15 protein-coding genes and 4 tRNA genes are annotated in these 19,109 nt (G+C 24.0%); 13 read left to right on the top strand and 6 right to left on the bottom strand.

All coding sequences use genetic code 11. The annotated features are described in order from the left end of the window. The first annotated feature begins 205 nt into the window (after positions 1-205). Together APCICONF2801_RS02055 and der are read left to right on the top strand one after the other, a co-directional pair. Positions 206-691: a tetratricopeptide repeat protein gene (locus tag APCICONF2801_RS02055; protein ID WP_075432380.1), complete on the top strand. Its 486-nt coding sequence runs from the start codon at positions 206-208 to the stop codon at positions 689-691. Between the two features lie 60 nt (positions 692-751). Further along, on the top strand, positions 752-2,158 hold the full coding sequence (gene der, locus APCICONF2801_RS02050; RefSeq protein ID WP_075432377.1) for a ribosome biogenesis GTPase Der: 1,407 nt from the start codon (positions 752-754) through the stop codon (positions 2,156-2,158). Positions 2,159-2,170: 12 nt separating this feature from the next. Here the strand turns inward: der and fdx are convergent, their stop codons facing one another. From fdx to APCICONF2801_RS02025, 5 genes are all read right to left on the bottom strand, one after another. Beyond that, entirely contained in the window at positions 2,171-2,512 is a 342-nt protein-coding gene (gene fdx / locus APCICONF2801_RS02045) for an ISC system 2Fe-2S type ferredoxin (RefSeq protein WP_075432374.1), read from the bottom strand. 41 nt (positions 2,513-2,553) lie between these two features. Continuing rightward, positions 2,554-4,002 (bottom strand): Hsp70 family protein, encoded by a 1,449-nt coding sequence (locus APCICONF2801_RS02040; RefSeq protein WP_231938302.1) that lies wholly within the window; start codon positions 4,000-4,002, stop codon positions 2,554-2,556. A 60-nt stretch (positions 4,003-4,062) separates the two neighbouring features. Further along, positions 4,063-4,572 (bottom strand): Fe-S protein assembly co-chaperone HscB, encoded by a 510-nt coding sequence (gene hscB, locus APCICONF2801_RS02035; RefSeq protein WP_075432369.1) that lies wholly within the window; start codon positions 4,570-4,572, stop codon positions 4,063-4,065. Positions 4,573-4,716: 144 nt separating this feature from the next. Next, on the bottom strand, positions 4,717-5,100 hold the full coding sequence (gene iscU, locus APCICONF2801_RS02030) for a Fe-S cluster assembly scaffold IscU (RefSeq protein ID WP_075432367.1): 384 nt from the start codon (positions 5,098-5,100) through the stop codon (positions 4,717-4,719). A gap of 18 nt (positions 5,101-5,118) precedes the next feature. Next, positions 5,119-6,333, bottom strand: coding sequence for an IscS subfamily cysteine desulfurase (locus tag APCICONF2801_RS02025; protein ID WP_075432364.1), 1,215 nt, complete (start codon positions 6,331-6,333; stop codon positions 5,119-5,121). A 276-nt stretch (positions 6,334-6,609) separates the two neighbouring features. Between APCICONF2801_RS02025 and APCICONF2801_RS02020 the strand changes: the two genes are divergently transcribed. From APCICONF2801_RS02020 to APCICONF2801_RS01970, 11 genes are all read left to right on the top strand, one after another. Further along, positions 6,610-6,683: transfer RNA gene (locus APCICONF2801_RS02020), tRNA-Trp, on the top strand. A gap of 286 nt (positions 6,684-6,969) precedes the next feature. After that, on the top strand, positions 6,970-8,826 hold the full coding sequence (gene ilvD, locus APCICONF2801_RS02015; protein ID WP_075432447.1) for a dihydroxy-acid dehydratase: 1,857 nt from the start codon (positions 6,970-6,972) through the stop codon (positions 8,824-8,826). An 87-nt stretch (positions 8,827-8,913) separates the two neighbouring features. Then, positions 8,914-10,380, top strand: a complete 1,467-nt coding sequence (gene ilvC / locus APCICONF2801_RS02010) for a ketol-acid reductoisomerase (protein WP_075432362.1) — start codon at positions 8,914-8,916, stop codon at positions 10,378-10,380. 100 nt (positions 10,381-10,480) lie between these two features. Then, the gene (locus APCICONF2801_RS02005; protein WP_075432358.1) at positions 10,481-12,430 is read left to right on the top strand and encodes a UvrD-helicase domain-containing protein; all 1,950 of its coding nucleotides are present in this window, start codon (positions 10,481-10,483) and stop codon (positions 12,428-12,430) included. Positions 12,431-12,542: 112 nt separating this feature from the next. Further along, positions 12,543-12,887, top strand: coding sequence for a thioredoxin (gene trxA / locus APCICONF2801_RS02000; RefSeq protein WP_154021610.1), 345 nt, complete (start codon positions 12,543-12,545; stop codon positions 12,885-12,887). A 247-nt stretch (positions 12,888-13,134) separates the two neighbouring features. Further along, entirely contained in the window at positions 13,135-14,394 is a 1,260-nt protein-coding gene (gene rho / locus APCICONF2801_RS01995; protein ID WP_075432352.1) for a transcription termination factor Rho, read from the top strand. Positions 14,395-14,651: 257 nt separating this feature from the next. Beyond that, a tRNA-Arg gene (locus tag APCICONF2801_RS01990) sits at positions 14,652-14,725 on the top strand. A gap of 31 nt (positions 14,726-14,756) precedes the next feature. Continuing rightward, positions 14,757-14,829, top strand: a tRNA-His gene (locus APCICONF2801_RS01985). Positions 14,830-14,936: 107 nt separating this feature from the next. After that, positions 14,937-15,010, top strand: a tRNA-Pro gene (locus APCICONF2801_RS01980). A 545-nt stretch (positions 15,011-15,555) separates the two neighbouring features. Further along, positions 15,556-16,296 (top strand): diaminopimelate epimerase, encoded by a 741-nt coding sequence (dapF, locus tag APCICONF2801_RS01975; RefSeq protein ID WP_231938297.1) that lies wholly within the window; start codon positions 15,556-15,558, stop codon positions 16,294-16,296. Positions 16,297-16,848: 552 nt separating this feature from the next. After that, on the top strand, positions 16,849-18,105 hold the full coding sequence (locus APCICONF2801_RS01970) for a hypothetical protein (protein WP_075432350.1): 1,257 nt from the start codon (positions 16,849-16,851) through the stop codon (positions 18,103-18,105). A gap of 113 nt (positions 18,106-18,218) precedes the next feature. On the opposite strand, the gene APCICONF2801_RS01965 is transcribed toward APCICONF2801_RS01970, so the two are convergent. Next, positions 18,219-18,959, bottom strand: coding sequence for a ferredoxin--NADP(+) reductase (locus APCICONF2801_RS01965; RefSeq protein ID WP_075432347.1), 741 nt, complete (start codon positions 18,957-18,959; stop codon positions 18,219-18,221). Between the last annotated feature and the right edge of the window lie 150 nt (positions 18,960-19,109).

Raw genomic sequence — 19,109 nt, 5'->3', positions numbered from 1 at the left:
GTTATGTATAATTTGTGTAATAACTTATTAAAAATCTCTTTCATAAACTTTATGTCATATAAAATTGCATAAAATATTTGGTTTTTCTTTTTTATTATGTTAAATTATTAATTCTTTACTAACTCAATCAAAATTTTTATCATTTAAATCATTTTTTTAAAAAGGTAAATAATTGAATTTTTTCTTACTATAAGATCCAAAAAATATGTATAAAAATATTAAAAAAAGTTTTTTTTTATCGAATATAAAAAAAAATATTATTTATTTTTTTTTATCTATTTTATTGATGATAATAATTTCACTTACTGTTTATAAAATTTTTATATATAGACAAAAGAACCAAATAAAAACAGATTTTTTATATATTTTGAATGATATTAAAAAAAATAAATTTCACTCTTCAAAGTATGTAAAATCATTTTTTCAAAAAAATAAAAATATATACGGCGTTTTCACTGGTTTAAATTTAGCTAAATTATATGACTCAAAAAAAAAATATGATTGTGCATTACATGTTTTATTTAATATTTTAAAATTTATAAAAGATAATAATTTGAAAGATTTAATAAAATTAAGAATATCAATACTTTATATTAAAAATAATAACATTTCTTTAGCAAAAAAAATGCAATCTTCTATCAATCAAATCACTTGGAAAAAAATATTAAATACATATAGTTATGTATCTTGATTTCTTTAAATACTATTAAAAAAATCAACCAAATAAAAATACCTAATGAGAACTATATTTATGACGCCAATTATTGCTTTAATAGGACGTACAAATGTTGGAAAATCTAGTTTTTTTAATCTGTTAACTAAGTCTAATGTTGCTTTAGTAAATTCGAAACCCGGAACCACTAGAGATAGAAATCGTAATCATTTTTATATTAATAAAAAAAAATTTATTTTAATTGATACAGCTGGAATTTCAATTTCATATGACTCAAAAGGTTCTCAAAAAAACTTTTTATATTCTAAAATGTATACGCAAACTATTTTAGCAATTAAGGAAGCAAATTTCATTTTTTTCATGGTAGATATTAAAATGGGCATTACACATGCTGAGCATTTTATTTTAAGAAAAATAAGATTAGAAAATAAAAAAATATTTTTGTTAATTAATAAAATAGATGCTTTAAAGAAAATAAATAATTGTATTGATTTTTATGATTTAGGAATTAATGAAATATATAAAATTTCTATTTCGCATCGTATAGGAATTTTGTATTTTTTAAAAAAATTTTATAAATTTTATAAAAAAATTATGATTTCTGATCAAGATAAAAGCTTAGAAAAAAAAGAAAATAGTGATTTTTTTAAAAAAAAAATAAAAAGAAAAGATTCCATAGACATTAAAATTTGTATTATAGGAAAAACAAATGTTGGAAAATCTAGTTTGATTAATAGAATTTTGAAAGACAATCGTATGATTGTACATCATCAAGAACATACTACTCGTGGTATATCTTATTCTTTTTGTAACCATTATAATAATAATTATACTTTAATAGATACTGGTGGTTTAAGAAGAAAAACAAAAAAAAATAATTTGTTAGAACATTTATCTATGTTAAAAGTAATGCAAGAAATTGAAAAAAGCCACATTACAATTATTGTATTAGATGCATCTTGTTCCATTTGTTCGCAAGATCTTTATATCCTAAGTTTGGTTTATAAAACAGGTAAATCTTTTTATATCATTGTAAATAAATGGGATTTAATAGAAAAGAAAAGATATAAAGAAGTTAAAAGAAATATTTTTCAACGATTAAGTTTTATTAAAAATTATAAAATCCTTTTTGTTTCCTCTTTATTAAATAAAGGTTTAGAAAATTTTTTTAAAGTTTCGAATTTAATATATTTACAATCGATGAAAAATTTTTCCGCTTCTTATTTAACAAAAATAGTAACTTTAGCTATTAAAAAACATCCTATTCCGATGGGTGTGAAAGGAAAAGCAATTCGTTTAAAATACGCTCATTTAGGAGGAAGAAATCCATTTCTTATTGTTATTCATGGTACAAAAACGCAGTTTTTAAGTCCTTCTTATAAAAAATATTTAATAAATTTTTTACAAAAAACATTGCAAATACCTAGTACACCCATCCGATTATTTTTTAAAAATAGTTATAATCCTTATGATAAAAAAAAATAATTACAGATTAAATCATGTCTTCATTTCATTTATATGATGTACACTATATAAGGGTATTTCAACTGCAATATCATTATTTCCAACACAAGCTTGACAGCCAAGGCGACTATGTTTTTCTAATCCCCAAGCTTTGTCTAAAAGATCTTCTTCTTCTTCTGAACATGCAGATAAAGAACTAAAACCTTTTCTAATAATACAATGACAAGTACAACAAGCACACGATTTTTCGCAAGCATGTTCCATAGCGATGTTATTTTCCAAAGCTATATCTAAAATAGATTGACCAGGGGATGCTTGAACAGATAATCCATTTGGTAATATAAATTTTTGAGGATAAAAAAAAATATTAGGCATAAATATATAGCTCCAAAAAAAGGGATAAAATTAAATTTTTTTTATCTTTGAATGTCAATAATTGTAGTATAATTATTATTATATATAGTATCTATTTTAATTTTTTTCTGAATTTTTAATTCATTATTTTTGATGACAACATGTAATAAACCATCAACATCAACTTGAAATATAATTAAAATTTTTATTTCTCCTGGATTTTTTTTAGGTAAATTTTTTATTTTAAATTTTTTTAATAATTGACAATCTTTAACATATTTTTTTTCTCCTTGAAATATATTTATACAAAAACCTGTTTGATTTTTTTTAAAATTAGTAAATATTTTTTTAGATTCTATAGGTAAAACTGTATTTTTTAAAATCATCTTTTCCATAATCCCACCCATTAATTCTATTCCAATTGAAATAGGTAGGACGTCAAGTAATAAAACAGAATTTTTTTGCTTATTGTTTTTTTGATTTTTTAAAAAGTAAGCGTGTAAGCTAGCTCCCCGTACAACTACTTCAGTAGGATCAATAGACGACAAAGTTTTTTTAGAAAAAAATTTTTCAATTGTTTTTTGAACTAAAGGAATATAAGTAGATCCTCCAACTAATATAATCTCATCAATATTTTTTTTATATATATTAGCGTCTATAAGAGCACTTTTTAAAATTTTTATAGTTTTTTGAATTAAAGGAATGATTAATAAATTAAAATTATGGTAATTAAAATTAATTATTTGATTTAAAAAAACTATTTTCGTTTTTTTATTTTTACTTAAGTCAATTTTTATTTTTTCTGCTTCAATTAGTAATTGTTTGTATTCATAATCAGTTAATTTTCTAGAAATTTTTAATTTTTTAATTATATAATTAGCAATTAATATGTCAAAATCATCACCACCTAAACTATTATGACCATTAGTAGATAAAACTTCAAAAATTCCTTTAGAAATTTTCAATATTGAAACATCAAAAGTACCACCGCCTAAATCATATACACAAAAGATGCCTTTTTGTTTTTTTTCTAAACCATAAGCTATTGCGGCAGCTGTTGGTTCGTTTAATAGTCGTAGTATTTTTAAATTTATAATTTTAGCGGCTTTTCGAATTTCATTTTTTTGAATGTTATTAAAATATGCCGGAACAGTAATCACTGCTCCTGAAATTAAATGAGCGTTTAATTTTTTAGTTTTTTTAAGTAAATATTTTAAAATTTCTTGGATAATAAAAGAAATAGATATCTCTCCAAAAGAAGTGATAAACACTATTTGATTTTCACTATTTTCTTTCATAATGTATGGTAACATAGGGTATTTTTTATTAATTTTTTTTAATGAAAAACCAATTAATCTTTTTATAGAAGAAATTGTGTTTACTGGATCTTGAAACATTTGTTCTTTTGCGTTCCAGCCAATTTTAAAACATTTCTTTTGAAAAGTAATAATTGTAGGAATTAATTTACAATTTTTTTTATTAGATACAATAAATAGTTTGTTTTTTTTTATATATGAAACTAAACAATATGATGTTCCGAAATCAATTCCAATGACATAAGATTTTTTTTTTTATTTAACATAATCATCCTTTATTTCTTTTAAGATTAATAATATTTTTTTTTTAAAAAATAAATTATACAATGTTTCTTGAGCCTCGCATATTTTTTTTAATTTAAATTCTTGATTAATTTTAAAAAAATAATAACGAATTTTATTTTTAATTTTTTTAATAAAAATATCAATATTTTTAATATCTTCTTTTTTTTTTTTAAATTTTTCAATAATCTCATATAGTTTAAATTGTTTATTTAAAGAATCTTGCGTGAGAATTTTTTTTTTTTTTATTTTATTTCCGTTATATATTTTTAAAAGATATTTTGCTCGGTTAAATTTATCTTTTAATATATTATATGCTTTATTTATTTTGGAAGAAGAAATAGGATAATCATTTTTATTATGATTTTTTTTTTTATAGATGTCAGGATGATATTTTTTTTGTAGTGAATAGAATTTTTTTTCTAAAAGATTTTTATTGATGTGAAATTTTTGGGGTATTTGAAATAAAGAAAAATAATCCATAAATCTTCCTTTTTATTTTTATAATTAATGATTTAATTCTTTTATTTAAAATAATATCAAATTCTTAAAAAAAATAGTGCTGAAATAAAAAATAAATTATTCAGCACATATATAATATTTATTTCATTAATTTTTTTTAATTTTTTATTTTAGCTTATTTTTATAATCAGAAATAGCAGCTTTAATTGCATCTTCAGCTAAAATAGAGCAATGAATTTTAACAGGAGGTAATTCTAGTTCTTTTGCTATTTCGGAATTTTTTATTTTTTCAGCTTCATTTAAAGTTTTTCCTTTTACCCATTCTGTCATTAATGAGCTTGATGCAATAGCAGATCCACAGCCATATGTTTTAAAACATGCATCTTCTATAATATTACTTTTAGAATTAACTTTTATTTGTAATTTCATAACATCTCCGCAAGATGGCGCGCCTACTAAGCTACTACCAACATTTTTTTCTTTTTCACTAAATGATCCAACATTGCGAGGATTTTCATAATGATCTAATACTTTTTTACTATAAGTCATTTTTTCTACTCCAGAACGCTATTGATTCCACAAAATTGTATCTAAATTAATACCTTTTTGAAACATCTCCCATAATGGCGAAAGAATACGTAATTTATTTACAGCCTTATGGATAGATTTAATTGTATTTTCAATATCATGAATTGTTGTAAATCTTCCTAAAGAGAAGCGTATAGAACTATGTGCTAGTTCATCTTTTACACCGATTGCACGTAATACATAAGAAGCTTCTAAACTAGCGGAAGTACAGGCAGATCCAGATGAAACCGCTAAATCTTTTAATGCCATAATTAATGATTCACCTTCAATAAAATTAAAACTAACATTTAAAATATTGCTAGTAATATATTTGAAAGAACTATTTAAATAAATTTCTGGAATATTTTTGATACCATTCCATAACATATTTCTTAATTGGAAATATCGAATATTTTCTTTTTTCATTTTTTTCTTTAAGATTTTACATGCTTCCCCAAAACCAACAATTTGATGTACGGCTAATGTTCCAGATCGCATTCCTCGTTCATGTCCACCTCCATGAATTTGAGCTGTTAAACGTACTCGTGGTTGTCGTCGTACATATAAGATTCCTATTCCTTTCGGTCCATATATTTTATGGCCGGAACATGATAATAAATCAATATTTAATTTTTTTAGATTAATATTTATTTTTCCAAGACTCTGTGTGGCATCGACATGAAAAAAGATTCCTTTTTTTTTACAAATTTTACCGATCATTTTAATATCTTGGATAACTCCAATTTCGTTATTTACATGCATAATAGATATTAATAACGTGTTTGGTAAAATATTTTTTTTTATTTCTTCAATATTAATTATACCATTTGTTTGTGGTGTTAAATATGTTATTTTACATCCTTTTCCTTCTAAGTACCGGCAGCTATCTAAAACAGATTTGTGTTCAATTTTACTAGTAATGATATGGTTGTTTTTTTTTTTGTAAAATTCGCATACTCCTTTAATAGCTAAATTATTTGATTCTGTAGCGCCGGATGTAAAAATAATTTCCCTTGAATCTGCACCAATTAAATCGGCAATTTCATTTCGGGCGATATCAACAGCTTCTTCTGCATGCCATCCAAATTGATGAGATCGTGATGCAGCATTTCCAAATACTCCGTCTAAAGTAAGGTACCGCTTCATTTTTTTGACTACTTTTGGATCTAATGGAGTGGTTGCTGCATAATCTAAATAAATGGTTTTATTTTTCATATTATACAAACTCTTTTTTTTATCATTAAAATAAAAATATAAAGATCATTATATGGAATATATATCTTTATTGATATAAAAAATGATATAAAACAAATACTATAAATATAGTTAAATATTTTATATATATTAATAAATTATTTAAACTTTATATAACTAAGTGATAAAAATTTGTTCTTGTTGTTTTTTTTTTATCTCTCATGTATAATTATTTTTATAATAATATTATTAAAAAAGAAACTTTAAAAATATTTTATTAGATATATAAAATTTCTTAGGGGTGTAGTTCAATAAGGTAGAGCATCGGTCTCCAAAACCGAATGTTGGGGGTTCAATTCCCTCCACCCCTGTTTTAATAATTTTTTTATGTTAGGATGGAAGATTTATTTTTCGATTTTATTCTAAACAATCATAACGAAACTATATATATTATATATTTAAAATCTTATCATATTTGCCTATCAAAAAAAATAAATTAACAATATATTTTTAAAAATTCAAAATATTGCAATGAATTATAAAAATTTAAAAATAAAAAAAATATTTATATTTTTTTTTAATGTAATTTACTTCTATTTTTTTTATTTTTTTTTATTTATTTTATTTTTCACATTTTTTATATATGAGTATTTAAATATGCCTATCTATCGTTCTGCAAAAACTATTAACGGAAGGAACATGGCAGGCGCTCGAGCTTTATGGCGAGCAACCGGAGTAAAAGAAAAAGATTTTGGAAAACCTATTATTGCTGTTGTTAATTCTTTTACGGAATTTGTACCGGGTCATATTCATTTACGTGAATTAGGTAGATTAGTATCGCTTCAAATTAAAAAATTTGGTGGAATCGCAAAAGAATTTAATACTATAGCAATAGACGATGGAATAGCAATGGGGCATTCGGGAATGTTGTATTCATTACCTTCTCGAGAGTTAATTGCTGATTCTATTGAATATATGATACAAGCTCATTGTGTTGATGCTATGGTTTGTATTTCAAATTGTGATAAAATTACCCCTGGTATGTTACTTGCTGCTTTAAGATTAAATATTCCTACTGTTTTTGTTTCTGGCGGTCCCATGGAATCTGGAAAAGTAAAAGTAAAAAATGAAATTTTTACTGTAGATTTAGTTGATGCTATTACACATAGCGCTGATAAAAATACATCTGATCAGATTTTGCATGATATTGAAGAATCAGCATGTCCAACTTGTGGTTCATGTTCCGGGATGTTTACTGCAAATTCTATGAATTGTTTAACTGAAGTTCTTGGTTTATCTTTACCGGGTAATGGCACAATTTTAGCTACTCATAGCGATCGTAAAAAACTTTTTCTGAAGGCTGGGGAGATTATAGTTAAAAATACTAAGAATTACTATGAAAAAGATGATTTTCGGTTATTGCCGTGTAATTTAGTAAACCAGATTTCATTAAAAAATGCTATGACACTGGACATTGCAATAGGTGGTTCTACTAATACAGTTTTACATCTTTTAGCGATGGCTAATGAAGCTAAAATTGATTTTACTATGAAAGATATTGATAGTTTATCACGCACTACTCCAAATTTATGCAAATTATCTCCTAGTACTAAATTATATCATATGGAAGACTTGCATCGAGCTGGTGGTGTAATGGCTATTTTATCTGAATTAAATAATAAAAAAATGATTGACACCTCGGTCTTAAATATTTTAGGTATGACATTGTCTAAAACTTTAAAAAAATATGATATTTTAAAAACAAAAGATGATAAGATAAAATCTATGTTTTTAGCAGGACCTTGTGGAAAAAAGACAATTCTTCCTTTTTCTCAATCATTTAGATGGTCTACCTTAGATACAGATCGTCAGTTTGGTTGTATACGTTCTTACGAATTTGCATATAGTTATGATGGTGGATTAGCAGTTTTATATGGGAATATCGCTCAAGATGGTTGTATAATAAAGACCGCGGGAATTTATAAAAAAGATTTAGTCTTTTTAGGAAAAGCGTGCGTTTATGAAAGTGAAGATGATGCTGTTAAAGCTATTTTAACTGATCAAATTAAACCTGGTACTGTAATAGTGATTAGATATGAAGGTCCTTGCGGAGGTCCTGGAATGCAAGAAATGTTATATCCTACTACCTATTTAAAATCAAAAGGTTTAGATAAATCATGCGCTTTAATAACCGATGGCCGTTTTTCAGGAGGTACTTCTGGAATTTCTATTGGACATATTTCGCCTGAAGCAGCTAATAAAGGTTTATTAGCGTTAGTTAAGAATGGTGATTCAATTTTTATTGATATTCAAAACCGTTGCATTAATTTAAATGTTTCTCAAAATATTTTAAAAAAAAGAAAAATAAAACAAGAAAGTCGTGGCTTAAATGCGTATACTCCAAAAAATCGTATTCGTTTTATTTCTGATTCTTTAAAGATTTATAGTAAATTAGCTACTAGCGCAGATCAAGGTGCGGTTCGTGATTTAAAAAAATTATATCGTCATAATTAAAATTATTTGTATGGATGAAATGACGTCAAAAAAGATTTTTTTCTTTTTATATAAAAAACAATTGATGAGTACATAAGGACTTATATTGTGAAAAATTATTTCAATTCATTAAATTTTAGAAATCAATTAAAAGAGCTAAATACTGGATTTTTATTACATTCAAAAGATTTTTTAAATTCTACAAAAATATTAAATCAAAAAAATATTGTTATTGTTGGATGCGGAGCGCAAGGTTTAAATCAAGGTTTAAATTTACGAGATTCAGGTTTAAATATTGCTTATGCTTTACGAAGTGAATCTATCAAAAAGAAATCTATTTCTTGGCAAAATGCTATTAAAAATAATTTTTTAGTAGATACATATAAGAAGTTAATACCAAACGCTGATTTTGTAATTAATTTAACTCCGGATAAAGAGCATACAATTGTTGTAAAAAAATTACAAAAATTAATGAAAAAAAATGCTATTTTAGGATATTCCCATGGTTTTAACATTGTAGAAGTAGGAGAAAAAATTCGTTCAGATATTACTGTGATTATGGTGGCGCCTAAATGTCCGGGAACCGAAGTCCGTCAAGAATTTTTGAAAGGTTTTGGAGTACCCGCGTTAATTGCTGTACATAAAATGAATGATCCAAACTTAGAAGGTTTAGAATTAGCTAAAGCTTGGGCAGTGGGATTAGGTTCTCATAAAGCAGGAATTTTAAGTTCTTCATTTATTGCGGAAGTGAAATCAGATTTAATGGGAGAACAAACTATTTTATGTGGAATGCTACAGGCTTGTTCTTTAGTTTGTTATCAGCATTTAATTAGTAAAGGTTATGATTCTGAATATTCCACCACATTACTGCAATTTGGATGGGAAAAATTAACAGAAGTGATGAAGGTTGGTGGAATATCTTTATTGTTAGATTTTCTTTCTAATACAGCTAAAATACGCGTTTATACATTATCTCTAGCATTAAAAAAAATTTTAAAACCTTTGTATCGTTTGCATATGGATGATATTATATCTGGTCAATTTTCTAAAAATATGATGCAAGATTGGAAAGATAATAATCTAAATTTATATACATGGAGAAAAAAACTACGTGATTCTAATTTTGAAAAATCTGCGATTTATGAAAATCGTATTATTCAAGATCAGGAATATTTTGAAAAATGTACTTTGATGATTGCTATGTTAAAAGCAGGGGTAGAATTAGCATTTGAAACAATGTTAGAAGCTGGCATTACAGAAGAATCAGCATATTATGAATCTCTACACGAATTACCTTTAATAGCTAATACTATTGCTCGAAAAAGACTATATGAAATGAATATGGTTATTTCTGATACAGCAGAATATGGAAATTACCTTTTTTCTAATCGTGCTATACCATTATTAAATAATTTTATCAATTCAGTTAAAAGCAGTGATTTAGGTGAATCAATAATAGAAGAAAATATTAATCCGAATCAACTTTTATCTATAAATTATAGTGTACGAAATCACCGAATTGAATTAGTTGGCAAACGTCTTCGGTCTTATATGAGAAAAACAAAGTCTTTATAAAAGATACTTTTAATTTTTTATATATCAAAAGCGTATTTTTTTACATATAAATTAATTCATTAAATTAATTATCTTCTATTTTTTTAATTATACAAATATTATGAAATTAAATATTGCACAAAAAAAAGCTATTCATTTGATTCAAGGTCCATGTCTAGTTTTAGCAGGCGCTGGTTCCGGTAAAACAAGTGTAATTATTAATAAAATTTTTCAATTAATTACATTTTATCAATATGATCCTTCTAGAATTATTACTGTAACTTTTACTAATAAAGCTGCTCAAGAAATACGATGGCGTTTATTAAATTTATTATCTGACAAAATAATAAAGCAATTATTTATTTCTACTTTTCATGCTTTTGGTTTAAAGATTATTCGAGAAGAAATTAAAATCTTAGGTTTTTCTTCTTCTTTTACATTATTAGACAATCAAGAGCAATTACATGTTTTAAAAGATTTAGCATTAATAGAATTAAAAAATGATATTTTTCTTTTAAAAAAATTGTTTAATCAAATTAAAAAATGGAAAAATCTTTTACTATCGCCAGAATTAGCTCGTATATATATAAAAAAAATATCACATGAAAAATTTTTTGATTTATATCATAAGTATACTAATTTTTTAAGGTCTCATAATTTATTGGATTTTGATGACTTAATTTTTTTACCAACATTACTACTAAAAAGTAATGTATTAGTGAGACTTCGTTGGCAAAAAAAAATTCAATATCTATTAGTTGATGAATATCAAGATACAAATGGAAGTCAATATGAATTAATTAAAGTATTAAGTGAAAAAAATCAAAATTTTACATTGGTAGGTGATGATGATCAGTCTATTTATTCCTGGAGAGGAGCGCGCCCAAAAAATTTTTACTTTTTAAGAGATGATTTTCCAAATTTAAATGTTGTTAAATTAGAACAAAATTATCGTTCTTCTGGTTGTATTTTAAAAGCCGCTAATCAATTAATTGCCAATAATTCTAATTTGTTTAACAAAAAGTTATTTTCTACTTTAGCGTTTGGAAAAAAAATATATATTTTTATTGCTTTAAATGAAGTTCACGAAGCTAAAATTATAGTTAATCATATTAAAGTTCATAAAAATTTTTATAAAAAAAAATTCCAAGATTACGCTATCTTATATCGTAATAATTATCAAGCAAAGATTTTCGAATTTGAATTAATATATCAAAAAATTCCATATCATATTCATGAAGGAAACTCTTTTTTTGAAAATTTAGAAATTAAAGATTTATTAGCATATTTACGTCTTATTGTTAATCCTTATGATGATATAGCTTTTTTAAGAATTATTAATATTCCACGTCGTAAAATTGGTTCAGTTACATTATGTAAATTAAAATCTTTAGCTAAGAAATATAAAATTTGCCTATTTTTTGCGAGCATGGATGCCCGTATTATTTTTCATTTTAAAAAAAATACCGTTTTAATTTTACATAATTTTATTTTATGGATAAAAAAAATTATGCTTTTAATTCCTAAAAATTCTAAAGATATTTTAGATTTGATTATTAAAAAAATTGATTATATAAATTGGTTAAATAAAAAAATTAAAGATCGAATATTATTAAAAAGAGCTATTAAAAATATTCAAATATTTTCGCATTGGTTAAAAACTATTTTAAATAAAAAAGTTTTAAAGCGACCAATGACTTTAGGGGATGCTTTATTGCATCTTATTTCAGATCAGAATATTCATCATAATATTAAATATAATAATAGTCTTAGTATGTCTTTAGATCAGTTACAGTTAATGACTTTACATGCATCGAAGGGTTTAGAATTTTTAGTGGTATATATTGTAGGGGTAGAGGAAGGAACTTTGCCTCATAAAAAAAGTATTTTAAAAGAAAATGTATCAGAAGAACGTCGTCTGATGTATGTAGGAATAACAAGAGCACGACAGCAATTATTTTTAAGTTTTTGTAAAAATAAAATAAAATTTGGTACTAAAGAACATTTACAACCTAGTCGTTTTTTGTTAGAACTTCCTAAATCTTCAACAGTATGGGTTAATAAATCTTAAAGATTTTATTTTTTTAAACGAAAGAAAATTTTTAATATATACACTATTAAAAAAATAAAATTTTTTATTTTTTTAAATATAATTTAAATATTTTTAAATATGAGAATATTATATGAAAATCAGTAATATAATTGAAGTTTTTGATAAAAACTTTAATGAAATTGTATTATTATCAAAAAAATATGTATTAGTGGATTTTTGGGCGGATTGGTGTGGACCTTGTAAAATTTTAGCGCCTATTTTAGAAGATATTGCTGATCAATATTTAGGAAAAATTATAGTCGGTAAAATGAATGTAGATAAAAATAGTCTTATTCCACCAAAATATTCTATCAGAGGTATTCCTTCTCTTTTACTTTTTTATAATTCACAAGTAATCGGTACAAAAATTGGTGCGCTATCAAAAGTAGAATTAATTGATTTTTTAAATACTCATTTAAATCAAGAAAATATATAAATTTTTAAAATAACATTTAAAAAATGTATAATTTTTATAATGTATATAATTATATTTATATAAAAATAATAAGTGTAATAATTGCATTATTTATTTTTTTTTATTATATTTTTATAGAAAATTTTTACTTGATTTGTATATATATTTATTTTTTTTTTAAATTTCTTTTATTTTTTATATATCTTTGTTTTTTATATATAAAAATTATTTTAAGGTTTTCTATAAATTGATTAAGAAACTTATTATTATGAATCTTACTGCATTAAAAAATAAATCGGTTTCTAAGCTTATTATTCTTGGTGAAAGTATAGGTCTTGAAAATTTAGCGCGTATGAGGAAACAAGATATTATTTTTTCTATTCTTAAACAACATTCAAAAAGTGGAGAGGATATATTTGGTGATGGTGTGTTAGAAATTTTACAGGATGGTTTTGGTTTTTTAAGATCTTCTGACAGTTCTTATCTGGCAGGTCCAGATGATATTTATGTATCACCTAGTCAAATACGTCGTTTTAATTTAAGAACTGGTGATACCATTTCTGGAAAAATTCGACCCCCTAAAGAGGGCGAAAGATATTTTGCATTATTAAAAGTTAATGAAGTAAATTATGATCGTCCCGAAAATGCACGTAACAAAATTTTATTTGAAAATTTAACACCATTACATGCTAATTCTAGATTAAAAATGGAAAGAGGTAATGGTTCTACTGAAGATTTAACGGCTCGGGTTCTTGACTTAGCATCTCCTATTGGAAGAGGTCAACGAGGATTAATTGTAGCTCCACCAAAAGCTGGAAAGACAATGTTGTTACAAAATATAGCACAAAGTATTGCTTATAATCATCCGGAATGTGTTTTAATGGTTTTATTAATTGATGAACGTCCAGAAGAAGTTACAGAAATGCAAAGATTAGTTAATGGAGAAGTTATCGCTTCTACTTTTGATGAACCTGCTTCTAGACATGTTCAAGTATCTGAGATGGTAATAGAAAAAGCGAAAAGATTAGTGGAACACAAAAAAGATGTGATTATTTTATTAGATTCTATTACTCGTTTAGCTCGAGCATATAACACAGTAGTACCTGCTTCTGGAAAAATATTAACTGGCGGAGTTGATGCTAACGCTTTACATAGACCGAAAAGATTTTTTGGAGCAGCTCGTAATGTGAAAGAAGGGGGAAGTTTAACTATTATAGCAACAGCTTTAATTGATACTGGATCTAAAATGGATGAAGTTATTTATGAAGAATTTAAAGGGACTGGAAATATGGAGTTGCCATTATCTAGAAAAATAGCAGAAAAAAGAGTTTTTCCTGCGATTGATTATAATCGTTCAGGTACAAGACGTGAAGAATTATTAACCATTCCAGAAGAATTACAAAAAATGTGGATTTTACGAAAAATTATTCATCCTATGGGCGAAATTGATGCTATGGAGTTTTTAATTAATAAGTTATCTATGACAAAAACTAATGATGAGTTTTTTGAAATGATGAAACGATCATAATAATGATGTAATTGATATATAACAATTAATACGATTTTTACATATAGTATTTTTTTGTATATTTTATTTAAATTATTTTTTGATATTTTATATTTTTTAATAATTTGAATTATGTAATTCCTTCTGAGTATATTTGCGCATTTATAGTTAATTTTTATAAAATATATTTTTTAAAAAATATAAAAAAATACTAGATTTTTTTTTTATTATGTTTATAATTATAAAATAAGCAAGAATAATTATTTTTAATCATTTTTGCGTCCGTAGCTCAGTTGGATAGAGCATTACTTTCCGAAAGTAGAGGTCTCAGGTTCAAGTCCTGTCGGACGCAATCTTTTTTCTTAAATAAATTATTTTTTTTGGTGGTCATAGCTCAGTCGGTAGAGCTCTGGATTGTGATTCCAGTGGTCATGGGTTCGAGCCCCATTGATCACCCAAATAATATAAGAAGTCTTAATAATAAAATACGTAATATTACATAGACTTTAAAATGCTTAAAGTAACTTTTAAAAATATATTATAAGTACTTTGTATAAATATATCGGCGAATAGCGCAGTTTGGTAGCGCAACTGGTTTGGGACCAGTAGGTCAGAGGTTCAAATCCTCTTTCGCCGATTTTTTTTTTGAATGATATACATATTAAGAGAAAAAAATTATTTTTCGGAATTTTATTTAGTGTATTTATTTTTAAAAAATAATTATCATATCTTATTAACTATTTTTATATTATTTGATATCAAAAATTTTATTAATTTTTGATTTAATTCTGGTATTATTTTTTGTATTCTTTCAAGTTTATTAAAATATTTCTTAAAAGATATGATAATATTTTTATTATAAATAATACTCCTTTCATAAAATTACTTTCTGTAAAATCATTTTAACGGTATAATGCTAATAATTATTTAATGTATTTTTTATTTTTAATTTTATATCCTTTAAAAATTTTATATTAATTAATATTTTTTAATAATATACATGATTCGTTTTTGATTTTTTCTATTTTTACTATATATTTTATTAAAGAATAATTTATTTGAGAAACATATTTTGACAGATTTTAAAAAGAATACTGTTTATTTTTCTAAAATGCATGGTTTAGGAAATGATTTTATGTTGGTTGATAATATAAAAAATTATTTTTTTTTTCTTCTCGTTTAGTGAGAACGTGGTCAGATCGACATTTAGGAATAGGATTTGATCAATTATTAATTTTACAAAAAAGTAATTGTTTAAAAGCTAAATATTATTATCGAATTATTAATTCTGACGGTACAGAAGTTGAACAATGCGGAAATGGAGCTCGATGTATCGCATATTATTTATTTATTATTAAAAAAATTAAGAAAAATAAAATTTGTATTAGAACTAAAAAGAGATATTTATATTTAGAATATTTATATAAAAATTTTATGAAAATTGATATGGGTAAGCCCTTATTTTCTCCTTGTCAACTTCCTTTTTTGAATAATGATATAAAATTATACTATTCTATTGAAATTGATAAAAGAATTTATAAAATAAGTATAGTTTCTATGGGTAACCCACATTGCATTGTGCAAATAGAGGATTTTAATGATAATTTAATAAAAAAAATTGGATATAAGTTATCTATTCATCCATTATTTCCAAAAGGGGTAAATGTTGGTTTTATGCAAGTTATTTCAGAAAATAAGATTTTTTTAAAAGTATATGAACGTGGAGTAGGTGAAACAAAATCTTGTGGAACTGGAGCTTGTGCGGCGGTTGTCACAGGTATAAGAAATAACCTTTTATGTAATACAGTAGATGTTTTTTTATCTGGAGGTCAGTTACAAGTAACATGGCGTGGCGGTCTGAAAGATACTGTATATATGTCAGGTGAAGCTACTCATGTATATGATGGAGTTTTAAAATATTAAATTATATATTAACAATAGTTATTTTTTAAAAAAAATATTTTTTGTATTTTTATAATTATTTTGAAAACAGATTATATTTTTTTTAAAAAAAACAATTAAATTATTAATTTTTTTTCAATATAATTTTAATATTTTTAGGGTATTATTTTTTATGTTATATGGATCATATTTTATGATTACATATATATTGAATTAACTGATTATTTCATAATGTTGTTTATATTTTTTTATAAAAAAATGATTTAGTATTTGACTTTTTAATGCAGTACAGTATATAAAGAAACATAGAATAAAATGTATTTTATAAAAATAAAATTTTTTTTTATTTTAAAAATATATTTTTTATTTATGTAATCAGATATTATATAGAAATATTTTAATTCATATATTTTTTTATTAAAAGTTTTGTATTGAACAAAAAACATTTTTATTTTTTTAATACATATTTAATAAAAATTTATTTTTTTTTTAAAATAAACTTATATTCTATTTTTCTTCAAAAAAAACATATTAGCCTTATTATGCAATTATAAGTAAAAGGACATAAACATCATGTCGCCAATTTTTTCAATAAATTCTAATAAAAAATTTAATTTAAATCCATTAAATGAATATGATTGTTCTGAGAAACTGAATGCTACACCTTCAAAAAATATTAAAAAACGTGAGATCCATTTTTCTAAAAATAAACATCTTCGTCAAAAAAATCTAAAAAGAACTGAAAATAAAAGTAAAAATTTATATTCTCTTCCTGCAGAATTTGATAATGATGCTATATATAATATTAAAAATCCAATCACGAATTCTACTTATTCGCTTCCTGATCCAAATAATTATTCTCCTCTACCTGATAACGCTAAAATAAAAGAAAAAAAAACTTTTGGAGAAACCGTTCCTTTTGAACAGTTTTCAGAAGATTTAAAAGAAGGTTCTTATGGTAAAGCATGTGCAAGCTTAGGAATGGACCTTTTAGGTTTATTGCCCTCTGCAGGACCTGGTTTTCGAGGTAGCTTAGAAAAAATTTCTTCGTTTGTAAAATCTAGTATATCTGATCAAAAAAATGATGATTCAAATACCGTAAGCCCAAAATTTTCGGATCTTCAAGATATATCTTCAAATGCTATAGCTGGAACATATAGTTGTATTGGTTTACCTGGTTCTTTATTTTCCTTACCACCTCATTATAACAAATATCACATAGATCATGAAACTCCGGTTACTTTTTCTAAAAAAAATTTATATGATAATGTGAATCATGCTGTTTCTTCTATTTATAATGAAGGACAAGCGGCATGGAAAATGTTTAAATCTTGTACTCTTGAACAAAAAACTAATAATTTTGCAAGAAAATTACAAAACTCATATTTAAGATTAAATAATACTCGTTTTTTAAATAAAAATTTTTTAACATCATTATTAAAGAAAGAGATCTATATTAATGGTAAAAAAATTCCCGCTTCAGATAGTATAGCAGAAACAATAAAAAATATTCAAAAAATCATACCAGATTACAATGCACAACAGTTAGTATCAACATATGCTCATCCTGGTGTTTTAAAAATGGCAGAAAAACAATTATTGAAAGAACATCCGGAAATAAATGATCGTATTTCGCAAAATATGCATATTACCTATCGTATTGATCAAGTAGATAATGAATCATTTAGAATTTCTATTTTAAAACATGCTTATTTAAGACCATCAATGTTCCATTCTCCTAATGATATCCATGCTTATGGTCTTCGTGCAAACATGTTAATATCGAAAACTTCTCGTCCAAAATTACAATTTACATATTTTGCACAATAATTTTTTTTAATCTTTTATTTTTTTATATTGATTCCTTATGTAAAATAAGGAATCAATTTAAAATGATTGATTATATAATTTTATTTTTTAATAAAATAATTTTACATAGATAATTACCAGTAATTTTCACTAGAAATATGACCGGTTTTTCTTCTGAAATGTTTTTTCATATCTTTTAATTTATATAATATACTTTGAGTTTCTTTTACCATATTAGGGTTACCGCATAACATAACATGCGATTCTTTTTTATTTAAAGGTTCTGAAATAGATTTTTCTAATTGACCTGACAATAATAATTTTGGTATGCGTCCATATAAATATTTTGAATTTTTTTCTTGACTTAAAATTATTTTAATAATCATTTGATTTTTATTTTTTTTTTGAATTTTTTTTAAAATTTTAAGATAATTTAAATCATTTACTGATTTAACGGCATATATTAAAATTATTTTTTTATATTTCTGAAATATAATTTTATCTTGTAAAATAGAACAGTATGGACCGATTGCTGTTCCTGTGGCAATCATCCAAATATTTTGACGTATTGGTAGTTCAGACAAAATAAAAAATCCAAAAGAATATTTTGTAATAAAAATTTCATATTTCTGGATATTATATAATTTAGGTGTTAATTTCCCGTGTGGGATAAGTAATATATAAAATTCTAATATCTTATTATTAGGTGCATTAACAAAAGAATAGGCACGTTGAATTCTTTTATTTTTATATATACAAGATAATTTTGTAAATTGTCCCGCAAGAAAAGGAGCAATAGGAGCGTTTATTTTTAATGTAAACAATCGATCATTCCATTTTTTTAAATCAATTATGTTTGCTTTTAACCATATCATCTGCATTATCCAAGATATATGTTATATAATAAATAATATTAAATATATATTATTTATAATAATTTAAAAATTAGTTTATTATAAAATTGTTATATTTTTTTTTGATTTTTTTATATTTAAATTAATTTTATTTATATATTATATAGAGAA

Source organism: Buchnera aphidicola (Cinara confinis) (assembly GCF_900128735.1).
Lineage (GTDB): Bacteria > Pseudomonadota > Gammaproteobacteria > Enterobacterales > Enterobacteriaceae > Buchnera_F > Buchnera_F aphidicola_L.
This window is presented reverse-complemented; position numbering and strand designations above follow the sequence as displayed.

Coding starts and splice junctions, on each gene's coding strand:
- APCICONF2801_RS02055 (WP_075432380.1), top strand. CDS start 206: ATGTATAAAAATATTAAAAAAAGTTTTTTTTTATCGAATATAAAAAAA.
- der (WP_075432377.1), top strand. CDS start 752: ATGACGCCAATTATTGCTTTAATAGGACGTACAAATGTTGGAAAATCT.
- fdx (WP_075432374.1), bottom strand. CDS start 2,512: ATGCCTAATATTTTTTTTTATCCTCAAAAATTTATATTACCAAATGGA.
- hscB (WP_075432369.1), bottom strand. CDS start 4,572: ATGGATTATTTTTCTTTATTTCAAATACCCCAAAAATTTCACATCAAT.
- iscU (WP_075432367.1), bottom strand. CDS start 5,100: ATGACTTATAGTAAAAAAGTATTAGATCATTATGAAAATCCTCGCAAT.
- APCICONF2801_RS02025 (WP_075432364.1), bottom strand. CDS start 6,333: ATGAAAAATAAAACCATTTATTTAGATTATGCAGCAACCACTCCATTA.
- ilvD (WP_075432447.1), top strand. CDS start 6,970: ATGCCTATCTATCGTTCTGCAAAAACTATTAACGGAAGGAACATGGCA.
- APCICONF2801_RS02005 (WP_075432358.1), top strand. CDS start 10,481: ATGAAATTAAATATTGCACAAAAAAAAGCTATTCATTTGATTCAAGGT.
- trxA (WP_154021610.1), top strand. CDS start 12,543: ATGAAAATCAGTAATATAATTGAAGTTTTTGATAAAAACTTTAATGAA.
- rho (WP_075432352.1), top strand. CDS start 13,135: ATGAATCTTACTGCATTAAAAAATAAATCGGTTTCTAAGCTTATTATT.
- APCICONF2801_RS01970 (WP_075432350.1), top strand. CDS start 16,849: ATGTCGCCAATTTTTTCAATAAATTCTAATAAAAAATTTAATTTAAAT.
- APCICONF2801_RS01965 (WP_075432347.1), bottom strand. CDS start 18,959: ATGATATGGTTAAAAGCAAACATAATTGATTTAAAAAAATGGAATGAT.